Annotated in this window: 16 protein-coding genes and 1 pseudogene; 5 read left to right on the top strand and 12 right to left on the bottom strand. The window is 65.9% G+C overall.

Annotated elements, in window-relative coordinates; translation table 11 throughout:
* The 4 genes and pseudogenes from LU493_RS10820 to queC form a co-directional block, all read right to left on the bottom strand.
* Positions 1-264, bottom strand: coding sequence for a YkgJ family cysteine cluster protein (locus tag LU493_RS10820; RefSeq protein ID WP_275287807.1), 264 nt, complete (start codon positions 262-264; stop codon positions 1-3).
* The gene (locus LU493_RS10815) at positions 261-1,106 is read right to left on the bottom strand and encodes a 6-carboxytetrahydropterin synthase (RefSeq protein ID WP_275287806.1); all 846 of its coding nucleotides are present in this window, start codon (positions 1,104-1,106) and stop codon (positions 261-263) included. Before LU493_RS10815 ends, LU493_RS10820 begins: the two co-directional genes overlap by 4 nt.
* Entirely contained in the window at positions 1,106-1,750 is a 645-nt protein-coding gene (gene queE / locus LU493_RS10810) for a 7-carboxy-7-deazaguanine synthase (RefSeq protein ID WP_275287805.1), read from the bottom strand. The genes LU493_RS10815 and queE overlap by 1 nt, the downstream gene beginning before the upstream one ends.
* A 172-nt stretch (positions 1,751-1,922) precedes the next feature.
* A pseudogene (gene queC, locus LU493_RS10805) lies at positions 1,923-2,591 on the bottom strand (7-cyano-7-deazaguanine synthase QueC); the annotation flags it as partial.
* 262 nt (positions 2,592-2,853) lie between these two features.
* Between queC and yegQ the strand changes: the two are divergent.
* Positions 2,854-4,269 carry a tRNA 5-hydroxyuridine modification protein YegQ gene (yegQ, locus tag LU493_RS10800; RefSeq protein ID WP_275287804.1) on the top strand — a complete coding sequence of 472 codons (1,416 nt, stop codon included), beginning with the start codon at positions 2,854-2,856 and terminating at the stop codon, positions 4,267-4,269.
* 146 nt (positions 4,270-4,415) lie between these two features.
* On the top strand, positions 4,416-4,838 hold the full coding sequence (locus tag LU493_RS10795) for an SRPBCC family protein (protein WP_275287803.1): 423 nt from the start codon (positions 4,416-4,418) through the stop codon (positions 4,836-4,838).
* A gap of 76 nt (positions 4,839-4,914) precedes the next feature.
* On the opposite strand, the gene LU493_RS10790 is transcribed toward LU493_RS10795, so the two are convergent.
* From LU493_RS10790 to LU493_RS10755, 8 genes are all read right to left on the bottom strand, one after another.
* Complete coding sequence (locus LU493_RS10790) at positions 4,915-5,148, bottom strand: DUF2789 domain-containing protein (protein WP_275287802.1); 234 nt, start codon at positions 5,146-5,148, stop codon at positions 4,915-4,917.
* A gap of 90 nt (positions 5,149-5,238) precedes the next feature.
* Positions 5,239-6,303: an asparaginase gene (locus tag LU493_RS10785; protein ID WP_275287801.1), complete on the bottom strand. Its 1,065-nt coding sequence runs from the start codon at positions 6,301-6,303 to the stop codon at positions 5,239-5,241.
* Positions 6,304-6,348: 45 nt separating this feature from the next.
* Positions 6,349-7,518 (bottom strand): MFS transporter, encoded by a 1,170-nt coding sequence (locus LU493_RS10780; protein WP_275287831.1) that lies wholly within the window; start codon positions 7,516-7,518, stop codon positions 6,349-6,351.
* A gap of 70 nt (positions 7,519-7,588) precedes the next feature.
* Positions 7,589-8,089 (bottom strand): hypothetical protein, encoded by a 501-nt coding sequence (locus LU493_RS10775; protein WP_275287800.1) that lies wholly within the window; start codon positions 8,087-8,089, stop codon positions 7,589-7,591.
* Between the two features lie 83 nt (positions 8,090-8,172).
* Positions 8,173-9,465 carry a DEAD/DEAH box helicase gene (locus LU493_RS10770; RefSeq protein ID WP_275287799.1) on the bottom strand — a complete coding sequence of 431 codons (1,293 nt, stop codon included), beginning with the start codon at positions 9,463-9,465 and terminating at the stop codon, positions 8,173-8,175.
* A gap of 143 nt (positions 9,466-9,608) precedes the next feature.
* Positions 9,609-10,208 carry a PqiC family protein gene (locus tag LU493_RS10765; RefSeq protein WP_275287798.1) on the bottom strand — a complete coding sequence of 200 codons (600 nt, stop codon included), beginning with the start codon at positions 10,206-10,208 and terminating at the stop codon, positions 9,609-9,611.
* Complete coding sequence (gene pqiB / locus LU493_RS10760) at positions 10,205-11,881, bottom strand: intermembrane transport protein PqiB (protein ID WP_275287797.1); 1,677 nt, start codon at positions 11,879-11,881, stop codon at positions 10,205-10,207. The genes LU493_RS10765 and pqiB overlap by 4 nt, the downstream gene beginning before the upstream one ends.
* On the bottom strand, positions 11,878-13,191 hold the full coding sequence (locus tag LU493_RS10755) for a paraquat-inducible protein A (protein ID WP_275287796.1): 1,314 nt from the start codon (positions 13,189-13,191) through the stop codon (positions 11,878-11,880). Before LU493_RS10755 ends, pqiB begins: the two co-directional genes overlap by 4 nt.
* 139 nt (positions 13,192-13,330) lie before the next feature.
* Between LU493_RS10755 and LU493_RS10750 the strand changes: the two genes are divergently transcribed.
* The 3 genes from LU493_RS10750 to cydB all read left to right on the top strand — a co-directional run bounded on the left by LU493_RS10750 (position 13,331) and on the right by cydB (position 16,925).
* Positions 13,331-14,314 carry a calcium/sodium antiporter gene (locus LU493_RS10750; RefSeq protein ID WP_275287795.1) on the top strand — a complete coding sequence of 328 codons (984 nt, stop codon included), beginning with the start codon at positions 13,331-13,333 and terminating at the stop codon, positions 14,312-14,314.
* A gap of 193 nt (positions 14,315-14,507) precedes the next feature.
* A complete protein-coding gene (locus LU493_RS10745) occupies positions 14,508-15,920 on the top strand; it encodes a cytochrome ubiquinol oxidase subunit I (RefSeq protein ID WP_275287794.1) in 1,413 nt (470 codons plus the stop codon).
* 3 nt (positions 15,921-15,923) lie between these two features.
* Positions 15,924-16,925, top strand: coding sequence for a cytochrome d ubiquinol oxidase subunit II (gene cydB, locus LU493_RS10740; RefSeq protein WP_275287793.1), 1,002 nt, complete (start codon positions 15,924-15,926; stop codon positions 16,923-16,925).

Genomic DNA, 16,925 nt, shown 5'->3' with positions numbered 1-16,925 from the left:
TCAGGTGCTGGCCTCCAGGGAGGCGATCAAGGTCAGGGCCTGTTCGCGGTGATCGCCGCATAGTTCGCGGTCATAGTCGAAGCGTTCACAGACGGCGGGGCGTCTCGGGTCGCCGAAAAGTCGGCAGAGGTTGTCCTCGGTGAGTTGTGCGCAGCGCACCCCCGCCGGCTTGCCATCGGGCATGCCGGGGATGGGGGAGCTGATCGAGGGTGCGATGCAGCAGGCGCCGCAACCCGGACGACATCCTTCCCCCTCGTTCCTCATGGCCTCGCCTCCGCGATAGCCCCCTTGTCGATGCCTTCGAACGCCTGGACACGGGTGGGTCGACCGGTCTCCCGGGCGATCTCGCCGGCCAGCCAGGCGGCGATATGCTCCACGGTGGTGGAGGTGGGCATGACCACGCAGCGATCGCGCGGCAGGCTCATCGTGAAGAGCCCTTGAGCGGCCCGGTAGCTGGTGACCAGACGGCCGAGAAAGGGGGCGTCCAGTCCCTCGTCGACATCGGCTTCGTCCACCAGATAGCGATCATCGAGGCGCGATGCCCAGTCGGCCTCCAGTGCGGGGCAGCGTTGTCCGTTCTGCCAGACATGCAGGCGCGAGCGATGGCCGTGGGCGATGCGCTGGCAGTTGCCGGCGTGTCGCTTCAGGCCGTGGCTGTAGCAGTAGCCGGCGCCCTCGATGGGTTCGTCGTCGAGGGTGAGGCGAATGGCCTCGACCCGCTCGGGCGGCTGACGCATCAGTCCCTGATCGAGATGTTCGGCCAACCGCTGTGGGGTAATCGCCGGCCAGGGCAGCAGGCTGAACGCCTGGCGTGGACCGCGCACCTCCAGGGTATAGGGGGTTTCGGTGCGAATGCGCAGCCCTTCGTAGCACTCGTGGACGGTCACCCCCGGTGCCTCGGTAGGCACCAGCAGGGTGTGGTCGACGCCGCGGTCGAGACGCGACTTGATCCAGGGCTTGACCTCACCGAAGTCGAATAGCATGCCGTCGTCGCCGATTTCGCCGTCGAGTTCGGCATCGACACGCCAGCTCGCGCCGATCAGGCCGCGTTCCGGGCACCATAGCGACGCATCCAGGTGCGTCAGTCGGTTGACGAAGAGCGTCATCAGTCGATCCCCGCGATCTTGTGAGTCTGCAGCGACAGGCGCCAGCGTGGATTGGCCAGACAGTAGGCTACGGTGGCGGCCATGGTATCGTGCGTCTCGTCGAGCGGCGAGGTGTCCATGGGCTGCAGGAAGAAGTGGCGGAAGTCGAGGCCGGTGAAACGTTCCGGGGGGGCCTCGGGCTGCGGATGTACCAGCTTGAGCTCGTCGCCGCGGGTCTGGATCAGCGGTGTATCGCCCTTGGGGCTGACGCACAGCCAGTCGATGCCTGCCGGCGCCGCCAGGGTGCCGTTGGTCTCCACGGCGACGTCGAAGCCGCGCTCGTGCATCGCCGCGATCAGGGCATCGTCGAGCTGCAGCAGGGGTTCGCCTCCGGTGAAGATGACCTGGGGGCGTGAACCGTCCGACGCGCCTTGCCACAGGTCATCGAGGTGCCCGGCAAGCGTTTCGGCATCGGCGAAGCGGCCGCCGTTCTGGCCATCGGTGCCCCGGAAGTCGGTGTCGCAGAAACGGCAGGCCGCCGCGGCACGGTCGGCCTCGCGACCGGACCACAGGTTGCAGCCGGCGAAGCGGCAGAAGACGCTGGCGCGACCGGCCTGGCCGCCTTCGCCTTGCAGCGAGTAGAAGGCTTCCTTGACGCTATACATCGCTCGGCTCCCCGGATGATGCTTCAGCGTCGGCCTTGAGTCGCTGTGATGGTTTAGTGGCGGCATCGGGTCGCTGTGATGGTTTAGTGGCGGCATCGGGTCGCTGTGATGGTTTAGCGGCGGCATCGGGTCGCTGTGATGGTTTAGCGGCGGCATCGGGCCGCTGTAAATAATAACCCAGAGGGTCATCGATGCCATTGGCGGCGAAGGCTGCCAGGCGTTCTCGGCAGCTACCGCAGCGGCCGCAGGCCAGCGACTCGCCCAGGTAGCAGGTCCAGGTGTCGGCGTAGTCCAGGCCCATGGCGAGACCGTCGGCGAGGATGTCGGCCTTGGTGTGGTGCAGATAGGGAGTATGGATCTCGACCGGCTCGAAATTGGCGATACCGGCGACGGCATTCATGGCTTCCACGAACTCGGGGCGACAGTCCGGATACAGTACGTGATCGCCGCCATGGGCGCCGTAGTCGACGCGCCCGGCACCGATGTTCACGGCCTTGGCGATGGCCATCGACAGCAGCATCATGTTGCGATTGGGCACCACGGTGTCGGCGAGATTGTCGGCGGCATAGTCACCGTCGGGCATGTCGCGCTCGACATCGGTGAGCGCCGAATTGTCGATCAGGCCATGAATGGCACGGATATCGACCACCTGGTGGGGAATCGCCAGGTTGCGGCAGACGCGCCTGGCCACCTCGAGTTCGCGGGCATGGCGCTGGCCGTAGTCGAAGGAGAGGGCGTGGACGTCGCGTCCCTCGCGCAGGGCGCGGTGCAATACCGTAAAGGAGTCCATGCCGCCGGAGTAGATCACCACGGTGGCAGAAGAAGCGGAAGATCGGGACATGCGTTACCTGTGGGTCGGAGAATTTGATGGCCGGGGTCCGGTCCGGCAGGGGCGCACAGTGTACTGGACCGGCAAGATAAGCGGCAATAACGCTCGAGCTTCGAGCTTCGAGCTTCGAGCTTCGAGCTTCAGGCTTCGAGCGTCGGACTACGGTCCTTACCTCTTTCCCCTCCCGGTTCGGCCTATGCCGTCGAGGCTGATATAATCCTCGCCCTTCGAAATTCTGCGCTCTGCGCGCCATCGTCCTGACAACGGTGATTCCATGAAAGCCCCAGAACTGCTGTCGCCCGCCGGCACCTTCAAGAACATGCGCTACGCCTTCGCCTATGGGGCGGATGCGGTCTACGCCGGTCAACCGCGTTATTCGCTGCGCGTGCGCAACAACGACTTCAAGATCGATAACCTGCACAAGGGCATCGCCTACGCCCACGAGCGGGGCAAGCAGTTCTATGTGGCTTCGAACATCGCGCCGCACAACAGCAAGTTGAAGACCTATCTGCGCGACATGGAACCGGTGATCGAGGCCGGTCCCGATGCCCTGATCATGTCCGATCCCGGGCTGATCATGATGATCCGCGAGCGCTGGCCCGAGCAGGAGATCCACCTTTCGGTGCAGTCCAACGTGGTCAACCATGCAGCGGCGAAGTTCTGGCATCGGCAAGGCATCAGCCGGATCATCCTGTCCCGCGAGCTGTCGCTGGAGGAAATCGCCGAGATACGCGCCGAATGCCCGGATCTCGAGATCGAGACCTTCGTGCACGGCGCCCTGTGCATCGCCTATTCCGGCCGCTGCCTGCTGTCCGGCTATTTCAATCACCGTGATCCCAACCAGGGGACCTGCACCAACGCCTGCCGCTGGAAGTACAACACCGTGGCGGCATCCGAGGACGAGACCGGTGACCTGGTGCCGGCCAACTCGGCTCGGGCCCATGATGCCAGCGGCATCTGGACCCCGGAGCAGGGGCCCGGCCTGATTGCCAGTGGCGGCGGCAGCGCCGAGAGCACCGCCACCGCCGGCGGCGTGGAAGGGCAGGACGAGCTGTCGGCCCTGATCGAGGACCGCAGCCGTCCGGGCGAGCTGATGCCGGTGCACGAGGACGAGCATGGCACCTACATCATGAACTCCAAGGATCTGCGGGCGGTACAGCATGTGCCGCGCCTGGCCGAGATGGGGGTGTCCTCGTTGAAGATCGAGGGGCGGACCAAGTCGCACTACTATGTGGCGCGAACCGCCCAGGTCTATCGCCGGGCCATCGACGATGCCGTGGCCGGCCGTCCCTTCGACATGCGCCTGATGGACGAGCTCGATAACCTGGCCAACCGTGGCTATACGGAAGGCTTCTATCGTCGCCACGTCCACGACGAGTACCAGAACTACGAGCGTGGTCATTCGATCGGCGTCCACCAGCAGTTCGTCGGCGAGATACGGGATTACGATCCCGCTCGGGGCGTACTGGAGATCGACGTCAAGAATCGCTTCGAGGTCGGTGATGGCGTGGAGCTCATGCTGCCCGGCGGCAACCGGCGCTTTACGCTGGAGCACATCGAGAACCGCCGCGGCGAGTCGGTGAGTGCCGCGCCGGGGTCGGGCCATGTGGTGCGCATTCCGGTACCGGGCGAGGCGATTCCCGAAGAGCGCATCGCCTATGCGCTGTTGATGCGGGACCTGCCTTCCTGACATGACGGCAAGGCATGCCCCGTAATGTGCCACCATCCCCCGGCTCCCCCTGGACTGGACACTGGCCGGGGATGTCGGGGAAGCTGTTACGGGGTCCGGCCCTTTGCCGAGGCCTCGCCTGCGTCATTCGCACACGGGAAAACGCCATGTCCACCATCGAACACAGTGCCATACTCGACGCGCCTCCCGAGCGGGTCTTCGCCCTGCTCGAGCGGGTCGAGGACTTCGTCGACTATTCGGACCTGATCAAGGCCATCGAATCGCTGGGAGATGACCGCTATCGGTGGCACGTCAAGGCGGTGGGCATGGACTGGACCTTCGACGTGGTGATCACCGAGTCGGTGGCCCCGGAAGTACTGGCCTGGGAATCGGTGGATGGCGTGAGCAATCGCGGCCGCTACCACCTGACACCCGTGCCCGAGGGCACCGAGGTCTCGCTCAGCCTCGAATACGAGATCAAGAATCGCCTGGTCGAGAAGGCCGTGCGCCGCGCGGCGAGTCCGCTGGTGAGCCGGGTGAGTCAGCAGATACTCGATCGGGTTGCCGCGCGCCTTCACACGTCCACCTGAAGGGCGATGCCCGCTGCTCGGACGCCGAGATCACCACTTGCCAGCGAAGCGGCGCGCACGGGCCTTCATCCGCGTTTCACTTGCGCAGCGACGCATCCAGATGATCCACCACCTCGGCCCAGTCGGCGTCCGTCTCGAGAGCCTCTCGCAACAGCTCGGCCTGGCCCTCGTTCCAGCAGGGCGCGTCGGGCAGGGCCATGTCGTCGGGCAAGGGGCCGTTGCGCTCGATGAAACGCTTGATGGAGGCCGGGTCGGAGGCGAGACCGAGCTGCTCGAACAGCTCGGTGAAGGGATGATCGGGGGCTTCCATGGCGGGCTCCTGTGTCCTGGTTCGATCGGGTCTGGTTCAGATTTCACTCTAGACCCTGACGGATAAAGGTGCCCGCCTCGGTCGTTTTTCTCAGTCTTCGAGAGCCGGTGCCGTGCGTTCGCCGACCAGGGGAGTGAGGAAGCGTCGACGGCGCTCGGCATCGTCCAGCGGTTGGGCGAGCAGGTGGACCAGCTTGGTGACGGCGGCTTCCGGGGTCATGTCGTCGCCGGACAGGACCCCGGCGTCGACCAGGCCTCGGCCGGCGGCGTAGGCGCCGATGCTGACGCTGCCATGGGGGCACTGGCTGATGGCGGCCAGCAATTTGCCTTCTCCGCTGGCACGCGCCAGGACGCCCATGATGGCCTCGTCCTCCGGCAGGTTGCCGCCACCCCAGACCTCCAGCAATGCGCCCCGGACGCGATCATCCAGCAACCAGGCTTCGAGCTGCCAGGCGGCGATGCCGGGCCAGAGGACCAGGCGAGGCACGCTGCCTTCGGCCAGGCCGGCGACGTCGGGCAACTCGAAGCGCGGTGCGCCGCGCTGGTGTCGCTCCAGGCCGCGGCGGGGGAAGAGGACGGCGTCATCGTCGACGAATTCACCGAGCGAGGGGTAATTGGGGCTGACGAAGGCGTCGGCGTGTCGGGTCTGCCATTTCCGGCTGCGCGCGCCACGCAGCAGGCGACCGGAAAAGCACAGGGCGACTTCCTGCAGGCGGGCATCGGTGGCGAAACGCATGGCCGCCTCGATGTTGCCCAGGGCATCGCTGTCTGCGCGTTCGAGCGGTGCCATGGCGCCGGTCAGGATCACCGGGCGGTCGATGCCCTGAAGTTGATAGGCGAGACTCGAGGCCGTCCAGGCGAGAGTGTCGGTGCCGTGCAGGATCACCACGCCGTCGTGGGCCAGGTAATGATCGGCGACGAGCCCCGCCAGGTCGCGCCAGTCGTCGGGGGTGGCGGCACTGGAGTCGATGGGGCGAGGGGTTTCCAGCATCTGGAAATCCGGCAGCGCCCTGCGACGCGCAGGAGGCAGGGTGCTCAGTGCGTCGCGCAGCCGCGCCTCGAAATCGTGACCCGGGATCAGCCCTTGAGGGCTATCCACCATGCCCAGAGTGCCGCCGGTATAGATCACCAGCAGGGAAGCGCGAGAGGATGACATGCGGGCTCCTTCCTGATTGAACGCTGGTCGCTCGATTCACCGCGATCAGCGGTAGTCGCGAATCAGCAGTCGGCCTTCGGTATCGGTTTCCAGTCGACGGTTGCGGCCGGCCAGCATGGCGAAGACGGCGGCGACCGAGACAATGCCCAGCAGCACCAGGTTGACGGTGAGCAGGCCGAGGTCGAACTCCAGCATCATGCCCACGGCCAGGGGGCCCAGCGCCGCCAGGGTGTAGCCGCCGCCCTGGGCGAGCCCCGACAGCTTGCCGGCGAGACGCGAGTCGGCGGTGCGCAACACGATCAGCGTCAGCGCCAGGCTGAAGCTGCCGCCCTGACCGAGCCCCAGCAGGGTGACGCCGACCCAACGCATGCGTTCGGGGCCGAGCAGCAGCAGGGTGAGGCCGGAGGCCACCAGCAGCAGCAGGAACAGCAGAGCCGGTCGCTGATCGCGTCCCAGGCGAGCCAGCCAGGGGGCTGTCAGGGCCGAGATCAGTTGCACCATCACCGAGGCAGCCATCATCCAGCCGGCTTCGGCCTCGCCATAGCCGCGATCGATCAGCAGGGTGGGCAGCCAGCCGAAGACGATATAGGCCAGCGAGGACTGTGACCCCATCAGGGCCATGACCTGCCAGGCCAGGGGCTGACGCAGCAGGTCCCGAGTGTTCCCCGTTCTGGGCGGACGCACCGCCGGACTTCCCGGTTGCGGCATCAGCACCAGCCAGGCGACCAGTGCCGCCAGGGCGAGGCCGGCCCAGGCCACCAGGGCAAGCGGCCAGCCCCCGAAGGCGTCGGCCATCGGAATGCTCAGGCCGGCCCCCAGGGCGCCACCGAGACACAGCGCCATGGTGTACACGCCGGTCATCAGATCGGCGCCCCTGGGCAGCTCGCGCTTGACCAGGGCCGGCAGCAGGCTGCCGGCCACGCCGATACCCGCGCCGACCAGCAGGGTGCCGGCGAATAGCCAGGCCGGAGTGGCCAGGCCGCGCAGTCCCAGCCCCAGGGCGAGGACCAGCAAGGCCAGTGACAAGGTGCGTTCCGGACCGAGGCGCCGCGACAGCCAGGGCGCAAGAGGCGCGAACAGGCCGAGGCAGAGCACGGGCAGGGTGGTCAGGGCGCCGATGCCGGCCACGGTCAAGTCGGTCTGGGCCTCGACACGTGGCAGCAGGGGAGCCAACGACGAGAGTGCCGGTCTCAGGTTGAGACCGACCAGAATCATCAGGCAGAAAAAGGCCGCCGGATGCAGGGTCCTTTCGGGAGCAGTGCTGGCGTGAGAGTTCGACATAGGCTTACTTGAGGTATGGACGCAGGTCACCCCGGGCGCTGTCGAGGAGCGTGATGAACTGGATATCGCCGGCACTGTCGACTCGGTCGACCCTGGCCATGCTGGCCATGCCCTTGTTCATTTTCAATTGTTCGAAGATTTCCAGGGTCAGCTTCTCGGCGGGCAGGTCACCGGGATTCGACGGTCCGTCTTCCAGGGTAAAGGTCGGCAGCAGCGTTGCACGAACCCGTGTGGTGCCTCCTTCGGCAAGCACCCGGCGCACGAACAACCAGCCTTCGCAGGCCAGGGCTTGTTCGTCGCGCTCGCGCAGGAAGAGAGTGCGGTAGCACGCCCCCTCGCTGGCGGCCTTCTCGGCCATGCTGCGGTAGGCTTCGGTCATGCGTGTTGCCGAGACACTGGCCTTTTCCAGTTCCCGCAGGGCGGCGTTGTGCTCGCGCTCGAGCTGGGCCTGACGCTGAAAGGTGAGCCAGCGGCGATAGTCGTGGATCAGCTGTTGGGTGTCCATGGCGTTCCTTGCAAATCCAGGATAGGAATGAGGGCTGTGGCGGATCACCGTCGCATAAGTCGCGGTGTTCCGCCAGGTTGAGGCTAGGCCTGCTGGCGCTTCTGGCCGCCACGACGCTGACGCTTGCGCCCGGAGGGGGCGTCACGGTTGGCGGTGTTGTTGGCGCCGGGTTTGCCGCCGCGTGCGTTTTGACCGCGTCCACGCCCGCCACGGCCGTTCTCGATCGGCTCCGGCTTGGCATTGGGGTCCGGCTCGAAGCCGGGCTCGATGTGCTTGACCAGGTCACGCTTGATCAGCCGCTCGATGTTCTTCAGCAGGCCATGCTCGTCGACGCAGACCAGCGACACGGCCTGGCCCTCGTTGCCGGCACGTCCGGTGCGGCCGATGCGATGGACATAGTCCTCGGCGACGTTGGGCAGCTCGAAGTTGACCACATGGGGCAGCTCGTCGATGTCGAGCCCGCGGGCGGCGATGTCGGTGGCCACCAGTACCTGCAGGTCGCCGGACTTGAAGGCCGAGAGTGCCTTGGTGCGTGCCGACTGGCTCTTGTTGCCGTGGATCGCCATGGCCGGGATGTCGCGCTTGCCGAGGTGCTCGGCCAGGCGGTTGGCCCCGTGCTTGGTGCGGGTGAAGACCAGCACCTGGAACCAGCGTTGGGATTGGATCAGGTGAGCCAGCAGGTCGCGCTTCTTCTCGCGGTCGACCCGGTAGACGGCCTGCTCGACTGTCTCGGCGGTCGTGTTGCGACGCGCGACTTCGATCAGGGTCGGCCGATCGAGCAGCTGGTTGGCAAGGGTCTGGATCTCGTTGGAGAAGGTCGCCGAGAACAGCAGGTTCTGGCGCTTGGCAGGCAGCAGCTTCAGGACCTTGCGGATGTCGTGGATGAAGCCCATGTCGAGCATGCGATCGGCTTCGTCCAGCACCAGGGTCTCGACGCCGGAAAGGTCGACATGGCCCTGCTGCTGCAGGTCGAGCAGGCGGCCCGGTGTGGCCACCAGGATGTCCAGGCCCGGGCGGATGGCATCCACCTGGGGTTGCTGGCCGACACCGCCGAAGATGACGTGAGACGTCATGGACAGGTGTTGACCGTAGTCACGCACGCTTTCACCGACCTGGGCGGCGAGTTCCCGCGTGGGTGTCAGCACGAGGGCGCGTACGCCGCGTTTGGCGGGGCGCTTGCCGCCGGCCAGGCGCTGAAGCATCGGCAGGGTGAAGCCGGCGGTCTTGCCGGTGCCGGTCTGGGCGCTGGCCAGCAGGTCGCCGCCCTCGAGAACGGCAGGAATGGCCTGACGCTGGATCGGGGTCGGTTCGGTGTAGCCCTGAGCCTCGATGGCACTCAGGAGTTCGGCCCGCAGGCCAAGGTCGGAAAAACTCATGCAGTCTCCGCAGCGACGTCTCGATCCGTGCCGGTCGCTTCTGGCGACTGGCCAGTCCCGGATCGGGGCGTGGGAATAGGGGCAGACGCGGCAGGAGGGACTGGCGATGCCGCGAGTGGCGATATTATGCCATAGCCGCGCGGTCAGCGCAGCCGTTCGATCTCCGAGGCCAGCCGGTCGGCGAGACGGTCCAGATCCTGCCCCAATGCCTGGACCAGGGCGGGATAGCCATCGGCCTCGAGTGGCGTGGTCAAGCTGAAGGGCGTCAACGAGAGCAGTTCACCGTCGGCAGCGCGGAGGTGCCAGCGCCCCTCGGCCACGGCCATGCCGTCATGGCGGCCCTGGAAGCGGGCGAGCTCGAGCCGCAGGCTCAAGGGGGCGTCGCTGCGGCGGGTATCGCCATCGAGCATGATCCGGGTGTCGGACAGGCGGGAGGCCAGTCGGTCGCGCAGCCCGCGTTCGAGTTGTCGGCCCAGTGGTTCGGCCCATTGGTGCCCCTTGGCCTGCTGGACGGTGATGTCATCGAGCTGAAAGACGATGCCTTCCACATCGAGGTAGCGTGCCAGCCGGATGGGACGTATCACCAGCAATCTGTCGGCCGAGGCTTCGGTGGCCTCCTCCGGCAATGGTGCGTCGGGCAGGGTGTAGTGAGTCGTCGGCGTTCCGCCGCTGGCGCAACCGCTCAACCAGAGGGTCGCCAGGGAGGCGGCAAACAGGGCGGAAAGACCTCTCGATCGCATCATGGCTGGTTCCTCGAGTCGGGGGCGCGGGGTGTCGGGTCCTCGGCGTCGATGCTGTCGAACAGCAGGGCTCGGGGATCGTCACTGATCTTGCGGGCCGCCGGCTGCAGGTCGCGCATCAGGCGTTCGACCTGATCCAGGGTGTCGGTCAGCTCACGGTAGGCCGGCGAGTCGGCGGACAGTCCCTCGAGGGTACCCTGGAGCTCCGTCAGGGTGTCGTTGAGATTGCCCGGCAGTTCTTGCGTGCCGGGGTCGTCGAGCAGGCTCTGCATGCTGGCGGTCAGCTTGCGGACTTCCTCGAGCATGGCCCTTGACGTCGTCAGGTTGTCGTCCAGGCCGGTGAGGATCGGCGCGACCTCCAGGGCGTTGAGCTTGTCGAGCAGGGCCGTGACCTGGGACTGAATCTGTGCCAGCCCCGTGGACGTGGTGGGGAAGACCGTGCGTTCGGCGAAGGTTTCCGCCTCATAGTCATCGGTGCGCTGGTCGTCGAAGGTCAGGTCGACGAACAGGGCCCCCGTCAGCAGGCTGCCGTTCTTCAAGGAGGCGCGAAGGCCACGCTCGAACAAACGGTCGAAGCGTTCTCGCCAGGCGTCGAGATCCAGTTCGTCGACGCCCAGTCGCTGGGGCTCGATGCGGATCAGCACCGGGATGGCCAGGCGGTCGCGCCCATCGGGCTGTGGTGCGGTGAAGTTCCAGGGCACGCTGGCGACCGTGCCGATGCGCACACCGCGGAATTCCACCGGGGCACCCTTGGAGAGTCCCCTCACGGTGTTCTCGATCAGCAGCACGTACTCGAGATAGCGGTCGAAGGTGCCCTGGCGCGCATCTTCCTCGTTGGCGTAGAGGGTGAAGGTGGTGTCGGGATCCACGGTCGTGCCGCGTGGAAGATCTTCCGGCACTCCGAAGGTGATGCCGCCGCCGAGCAGTGCCTCCACGGATTCGACCTGGACGCGCACGCCCTGGGAGTCCAGGCGCAGGTCGATGCCGCTGGTGCTCCAGAAGCGGGTATTGCGGGTGATCAGGCGATGGTAGGGGCTTTCGATGAAGATGCGATGATGCATCTGCCGGGTATCGACGTCGAAGTCGGCCTGTTCGACGCGGCCCACGGCGAAGCCCTGGAAGGTGATGGGGTCGCCCACGCTGAGGGCATTGCCGACCTGGCTGACCAGGTTGATGCGCAGGCCCTCGGCGCCGGGTGGCGCCACCGGAGGCTGGTCGCTGACCTCGAAGGTGCGTACCTCCTCGCCGCCCTGGCCGGGTTCGAGCTGCAGGTAGGCACCGGACAGCACGGTGTTGAGACCACTGATGCCCTCGCGGCCGATGCGCGGCTTGACCACCCAGAAACGGCTGTCTTCGACCAGCATGGATGCTGCCTGGGCCTTCATGCGTGCCTTGATGACGACTTCCGACTGGTCCGCCGAGAGCGACACCGACTCGACCTGGCCGACCTCGACGTTGCGTGTCTTGATCAGGGTGTTGCCGGCCTCGATGCCATCGGCGCTGTCCATGGTCAGGGTGATTAACGGTCCCCGGCTGGCGTAGTTGTCGTACACCAGCCAGGCACCGATCAGCAGCGCCACGATGGGGACGATCCAGATCGGCGACAACCGGGCCTGGCGTGTGGCGCGGGCACGATGCTCGTCGTCCCGCTCGGTCTCACGGGGAGTGTCGTTCATGAAGCGCTTCCTTGTTTCCTGTGAGGCGCGACCGGGTCATCCCAGATCAGCCGGGGGTCGAAGCTCATGGCGGCCAGCATGGTGATCACCACCACGGCGCCGAAGGCCAGGGCGGCAGGGCCGGGAGTGATAGACATCAGGTTGCCGGCACGAATCAGGGCCACCAGGATCGCCACGACGAAGATGTCGACCATCGACCAGCGACCGATGAACTCGGTGAGGCGATACAATCGGGTGCGGGCCTGAGCCTTCATGCGGTGGGCGCGGGGAGCCACCAGGCAGAGCCAGGCGAGGGCGATCAGTTTGCCCAGGGGCACGATCACGCTGGCCACCAGGATCACCAGGGCCACTGGCCAGGACCCCATCTCCAGTAGCTGGACCACGCCGCCGATGATGGTGGAGGGATTGGATCGACCGAGACTGGTGGTGGTCATGATCGGATAGACATTGGCCGGAATGTAGAGCACGGCGGCGGCGGCGAGCAGGGCCCAGGTGCGTTGCAGGCTGTGGGGACGGCGTGCGTGCAGTCGTTCTCCGCAGCGTCGGCAGCGGCCCTTTCCCCGGGGGTCGAGGCGATTGACGAGCCCGCAGGTGGCGCAGCCGGTCAGTCCTTGGGTGGCGGCGGTCTCCCCGGTACGGCTGCCCTCCGGTGCGCCGGGTTCGCCGGCCAGGGCGAACCACATCCAGTCACGGTCCACGGACTGGGTGGTCGCGATCAGCAGGATCACGAAGACCCCGAAGGCCCAGAACCCCGGGCCGAGCTCCACCTGGGCCAGTCCGGCGATCTTGATCAGGCTGACCAGGGTGCCGATGAGGAAGACATCGGCCATCATCCAGGGTTGCAGATGCGCCAGGGAACGCGCGATACCGCGGCTGGCCGGCAGGGGAGTGCCGCGCAGCAGGCCCGTCTGCAACCAGACCACGCCGAGCAGGTAGAGGGTCGGCAGCACCAGGATGGTCAGCAGTACGGCAATGGCCACGACCGGCTCGTGATAGCCGATCAACTGGGTGGCCGACTGGGTCAAGTCGATACGGTTGCCCACGCCGCGGACGCTGAAACCGAGAAAAGGGTAGGTCACCGCCAGCGAGAGGGTCACCAGCGAGGCCAGTGCCAGCGCCATGCTGCGCTGGGCGGGGTAGCGATGTCGACGCACCTCGGCATGGCCGCAGCGTGGACAGGTCGCTTGCTCGCCGGAGCGCAGCGGGGGCAGGGCCATCAGCCAGTCGCACTCGTGACAGGCGCGCAGGCGCCGCCGCGAGTGCCGCGTCTCGGGCGGGGCCTGATCGACGAGGGGAGCTCCCCTGGGCATGGTGATGGGTCTCGGGGCCGGCCTTGGCACTAGGCGGTCATCCTCCTGGCACCGGTTGAATCCAGTCTCAAGTGTGTCACGTTGACGCCGAAGGGACCATAGTCAAACATACAAACCCGAATGTTCCGATGGAGATACCATGATGCTTCCCGTTCTGGCGGTAGTGGCGGGCCTGGTCCTGCTGATGTGGAGCGCCGAGCGTTTCGTCGATGGTGCGGCATCGACCTCGTCGCACCTCGGGCTTTCGCCCCTGCTGATCGGGATGCTGGTGATCGGTTTCGGCACTTCGGCGCCCGAGCTGGTGGTCTCGGTCATTGCGGCGGCACAGGACAATCCCGGGCTGGCGCTGGGCAATGCCTACGGCTCCAACATCGTCAATATCGGGCTGATTCTCGGCCTGGTGGCACTGATCTCGCCGCTGGCCGTGCACTCGAGCATGGTCCGCCGCGAACTGCCGGTGTTGGGGGGCGTGACCCTGCTCTCGGCGTTGTTGCTGCTGGGTGGCGTGCTCGGACGGCTCGAAGGCGGCGTGCTGTTGCTGATTCTTGGCGCCTTCATGGGGTTCAGCATCCGGCAAGGCTTGAAGGTGCCCGACGACCCGATCTCCACGGATACCGAGCAGGACATCGCCTCTCATCCTATGTCGTTGCGTGCCGGGCTGATCTGGACGGTCATCGGGCTGCTGCTGCTGGTGGTCAGTTCACGCCTGCTGGTCTGGGGAGCGGTGTCCATTGCCCAGAGCTTCGGGGTCAGCGACCTGATTATCGGGTTGACGGTCGTCGCCGTGGGTACTTCCTTGCCGGAGCTTGCCTCCTCGATCAGCGCGCTGCGTCGCAAGGAACATGATCTGGTACTGGGCAATGTGGTCGGCTCCAACCTGTTCAATACCCTGGGAGTGGTGGGCCTGGCCGCGCTGATCACGCCGATCGAGGTGGCTCGCGAGGTGCTGCTGCGCGACTGGACGTTGATGACCGCCATGACCATTTTGATGACGGTCTTTGCCCTGGGCTGGCAAGGTCGTGCGGGGCGAATCAATCGGCTCGAGGGCGGGGCGCTGCTGGCCATGTACCTCGTCTACACCGGGTTCATGGTCCATCTGGTGATGCAGGGCGGTCCTGCCTGACCACCTGCGACAACGCGACACTGCGGTATCTTCCGCCGTCGGGGTAGCATGGCATCATGATGAACGCGAGCCGCGTGATGACGGGCTCGGGGCATGGTGCAACACGAGTACCGTGCCTATCGTCTAGGCTGTTGTATGAGCGGGGGCTAAATCGCTCCCGTCTCGTCCCGAGTGCAGAGACCTGGAGTCTGCCATGGAACTCGATCCCCTGTTGCTGTCGCGATTGCAATTCGCTTTCGTGGTGTCCTTCCACGCCATCTTCCCCGTCTTCTCCATCGGGCTCGCGTCCTATCTCGCGGTGCTCAATGGGCTCTTCTACCGCACCGGCAATCCGGCCTGGGAGCGCCTGGCCGTGTTCTGGGCCAAGGTCTTCGCGGTGGTGTTCGGGATGGGCGTGGTGTCGGGCATCGTCATGTCCTTCCAGTTCGGCACCAACTGGAGCAACTTCTCCCTGGCCGCCTCGAATTTCCTGGGCCCCATGCTCAGCTATGAGGTGGTCACGGCCTTCTTCCTCGAGGCGGCCTTCCTCGGCGTGCTGCTGTTCGGGCGCGGCAAGGTGCCCCAGGGGGTTCACCTGTTCGCCTCTCTCATGGTGGCGCTGGGGACTTTCATCTCGGCGTTCTGGATCCTCGCGGCCAACAGCTGGATGCAGACGCCGGTGGGCACGGAGCTGATCGATGGGCGTTTCCATGTGACATCCTGGTCGGAAGCGATCTTCAATCCTTCCTTCCCGTACCGTTTCACGCACATGGTGCTGGCCTCGTTTCTCACCGGCGGCTTCGTGGTGGCCGGGGTCAGTGCCTGGTACCTGCTGATCGGGCGTGACGTCGAGGCCAATCGCAAGGCCTTCTCGATGTGCCTGTGGCTGTTGCTGGTCCTGGCGCCGACCCAGGCGATCGTGGGGGACTTCCATGGCCTCAATACTCTGGAACACCAGCCGACCAAGGTGGCGGCCATGGAAGGCAACTGGGAGACGCAGACGAACACGCCGCTGCTGCTGTTCGCCTGGCCGGACAAGGACGCCCAGGAGAATCTCGTCGAGTTCGGTATCCCGGGGCTGGCGAGCCTGATCCTGACGCACCATGTCGGGGGGGAAGTGCCGGGCATCAGCGAAGCCCCGCCCTCGGAGCAGCCCCCGGTCTGGCTGGTCTTCTGGTCCTTCCGTGTCATGGTCGGCCTGGGGCTGGCGATGATCGCCGTGGCCCTGGCCGGACTCTGGCTGCGCGTCAAGGGCCGGCTGTATGACCATCGCGGTTTCCTGCAACTGATGCGATTGATGAGCGTGTCGCCGTTTCTGGCGGTGCTGGCCGGCTGGTTCGTGACGGAAATCGGTCGCGCGCCCTGGCTGGTCTACGGGGTGATGGACCAGGCCGAGGCGCTCACGCCCTCGTTGAGCGGTGGCATGGCGCTGTTCACCCTGCTGGGCTACATCGCCGTCTATGCCGTGGTGTTCTGGGCCGGTGTCTATTACCTCACCCGCGTGGTGCGTCAGGGCATGCTGCCGGATCTCGAGCCCCACGATGACGAGGTGGAGCGGCCCATGCGCCCGTTGTCCGCCGCCCACGTGCCTTTCGAGGACGCCGCCAACCAACCGGGCAGGAGCTGAGCCATGCAAATGTTCGATCTGTCACTGATCTGGGCCCTGATCATCGGCTTCGGGGTGATCATGTACGTGCTCATGGATGGCTTCGATCTGGGCGTAGGCATCCTCTTTCCCTTCGCGCCAGACGATGCCGGGCGTGACGTCATGATGAACTCGGTGGCGCCGATCTGGGACGGTAACGAGACCTGGCTGGTACTGGGGGGAGCCGGCCTGCTGGCCGCCTTCCCGCTGGTCTATTCCGTCTTCCTGCCGGCCCTGTACCTCGGGGTCTTCCTGATGCTGGCCGGATTGATCTTCCGGGGCATCGCCTTCGAATTTCGCTTCAAGTCGCATCGCAATCGCCACTGGTGGAATCGTGCCTTCAGTTGGGGCTCGGCGCTGGCGGCCTTCGCCCAGGGCGTGGTGGTCGGTGCCTATATCCAGGGCTTCGCCGTCGAGGATTTCGTCTATGTGGGCGGTCCCTTCGACTGGCTGACGCCCTTCACGGTATTGACCGGTTTCGGCCTGATGGCGGGCTATGCGTTGCTCGGCGCGACCTGGCTGATCATGAAGACAGAAGGACGGCTTCAGGATTGGGCTTATGGCCTGGCGCCGAAACTGCTTGTCGCGGTACTGGCCGTCTTCGCGATCATCAGCTTCTGGACGCCCTTCGTCGATGAGTCGGTGCGCGAGCGCTGGTTCAGCCACCTGCACCTGATCTGGGTCTTCCCGGTGCTGGCGCTGGCCTGTGCGGCGCTGGTCTGGCGTGCCGTGCGCCAACGTCGGGAAGGGCAGCCCTTCATCGCGACACTCGGCGTGTTCGTCTTCACTTACCTGGGGCTGGTGGTCAGCAAGTGGCCGGTGATCGTGCCGCCGGACTACACGATCTGGGATGCCGCCTCGGCGCCCGAGTCGCAGCTCTTCCTGCTGATCGGCGTCTTGTTCGTGATCCCCATCGTGCTGGCGTATACCGCCTGGACCTACTGGGTGTTCCGCGGCAAGGTCCGGGAGGGCGAAGGCTATCACTGA

It is taken from the genome of Halomonas elongata, from assembly GCF_029081005.1.
Classification (GTDB): Bacteria; Pseudomonadota; Gammaproteobacteria; order Pseudomonadales; family Halomonadaceae; genus Halomonas; species Halomonas elongata_B.
The sequence above is the reverse complement of the archived record's forward strand: the minus strand, read 5'-3'. Positions and strand labels throughout refer to the sequence as shown.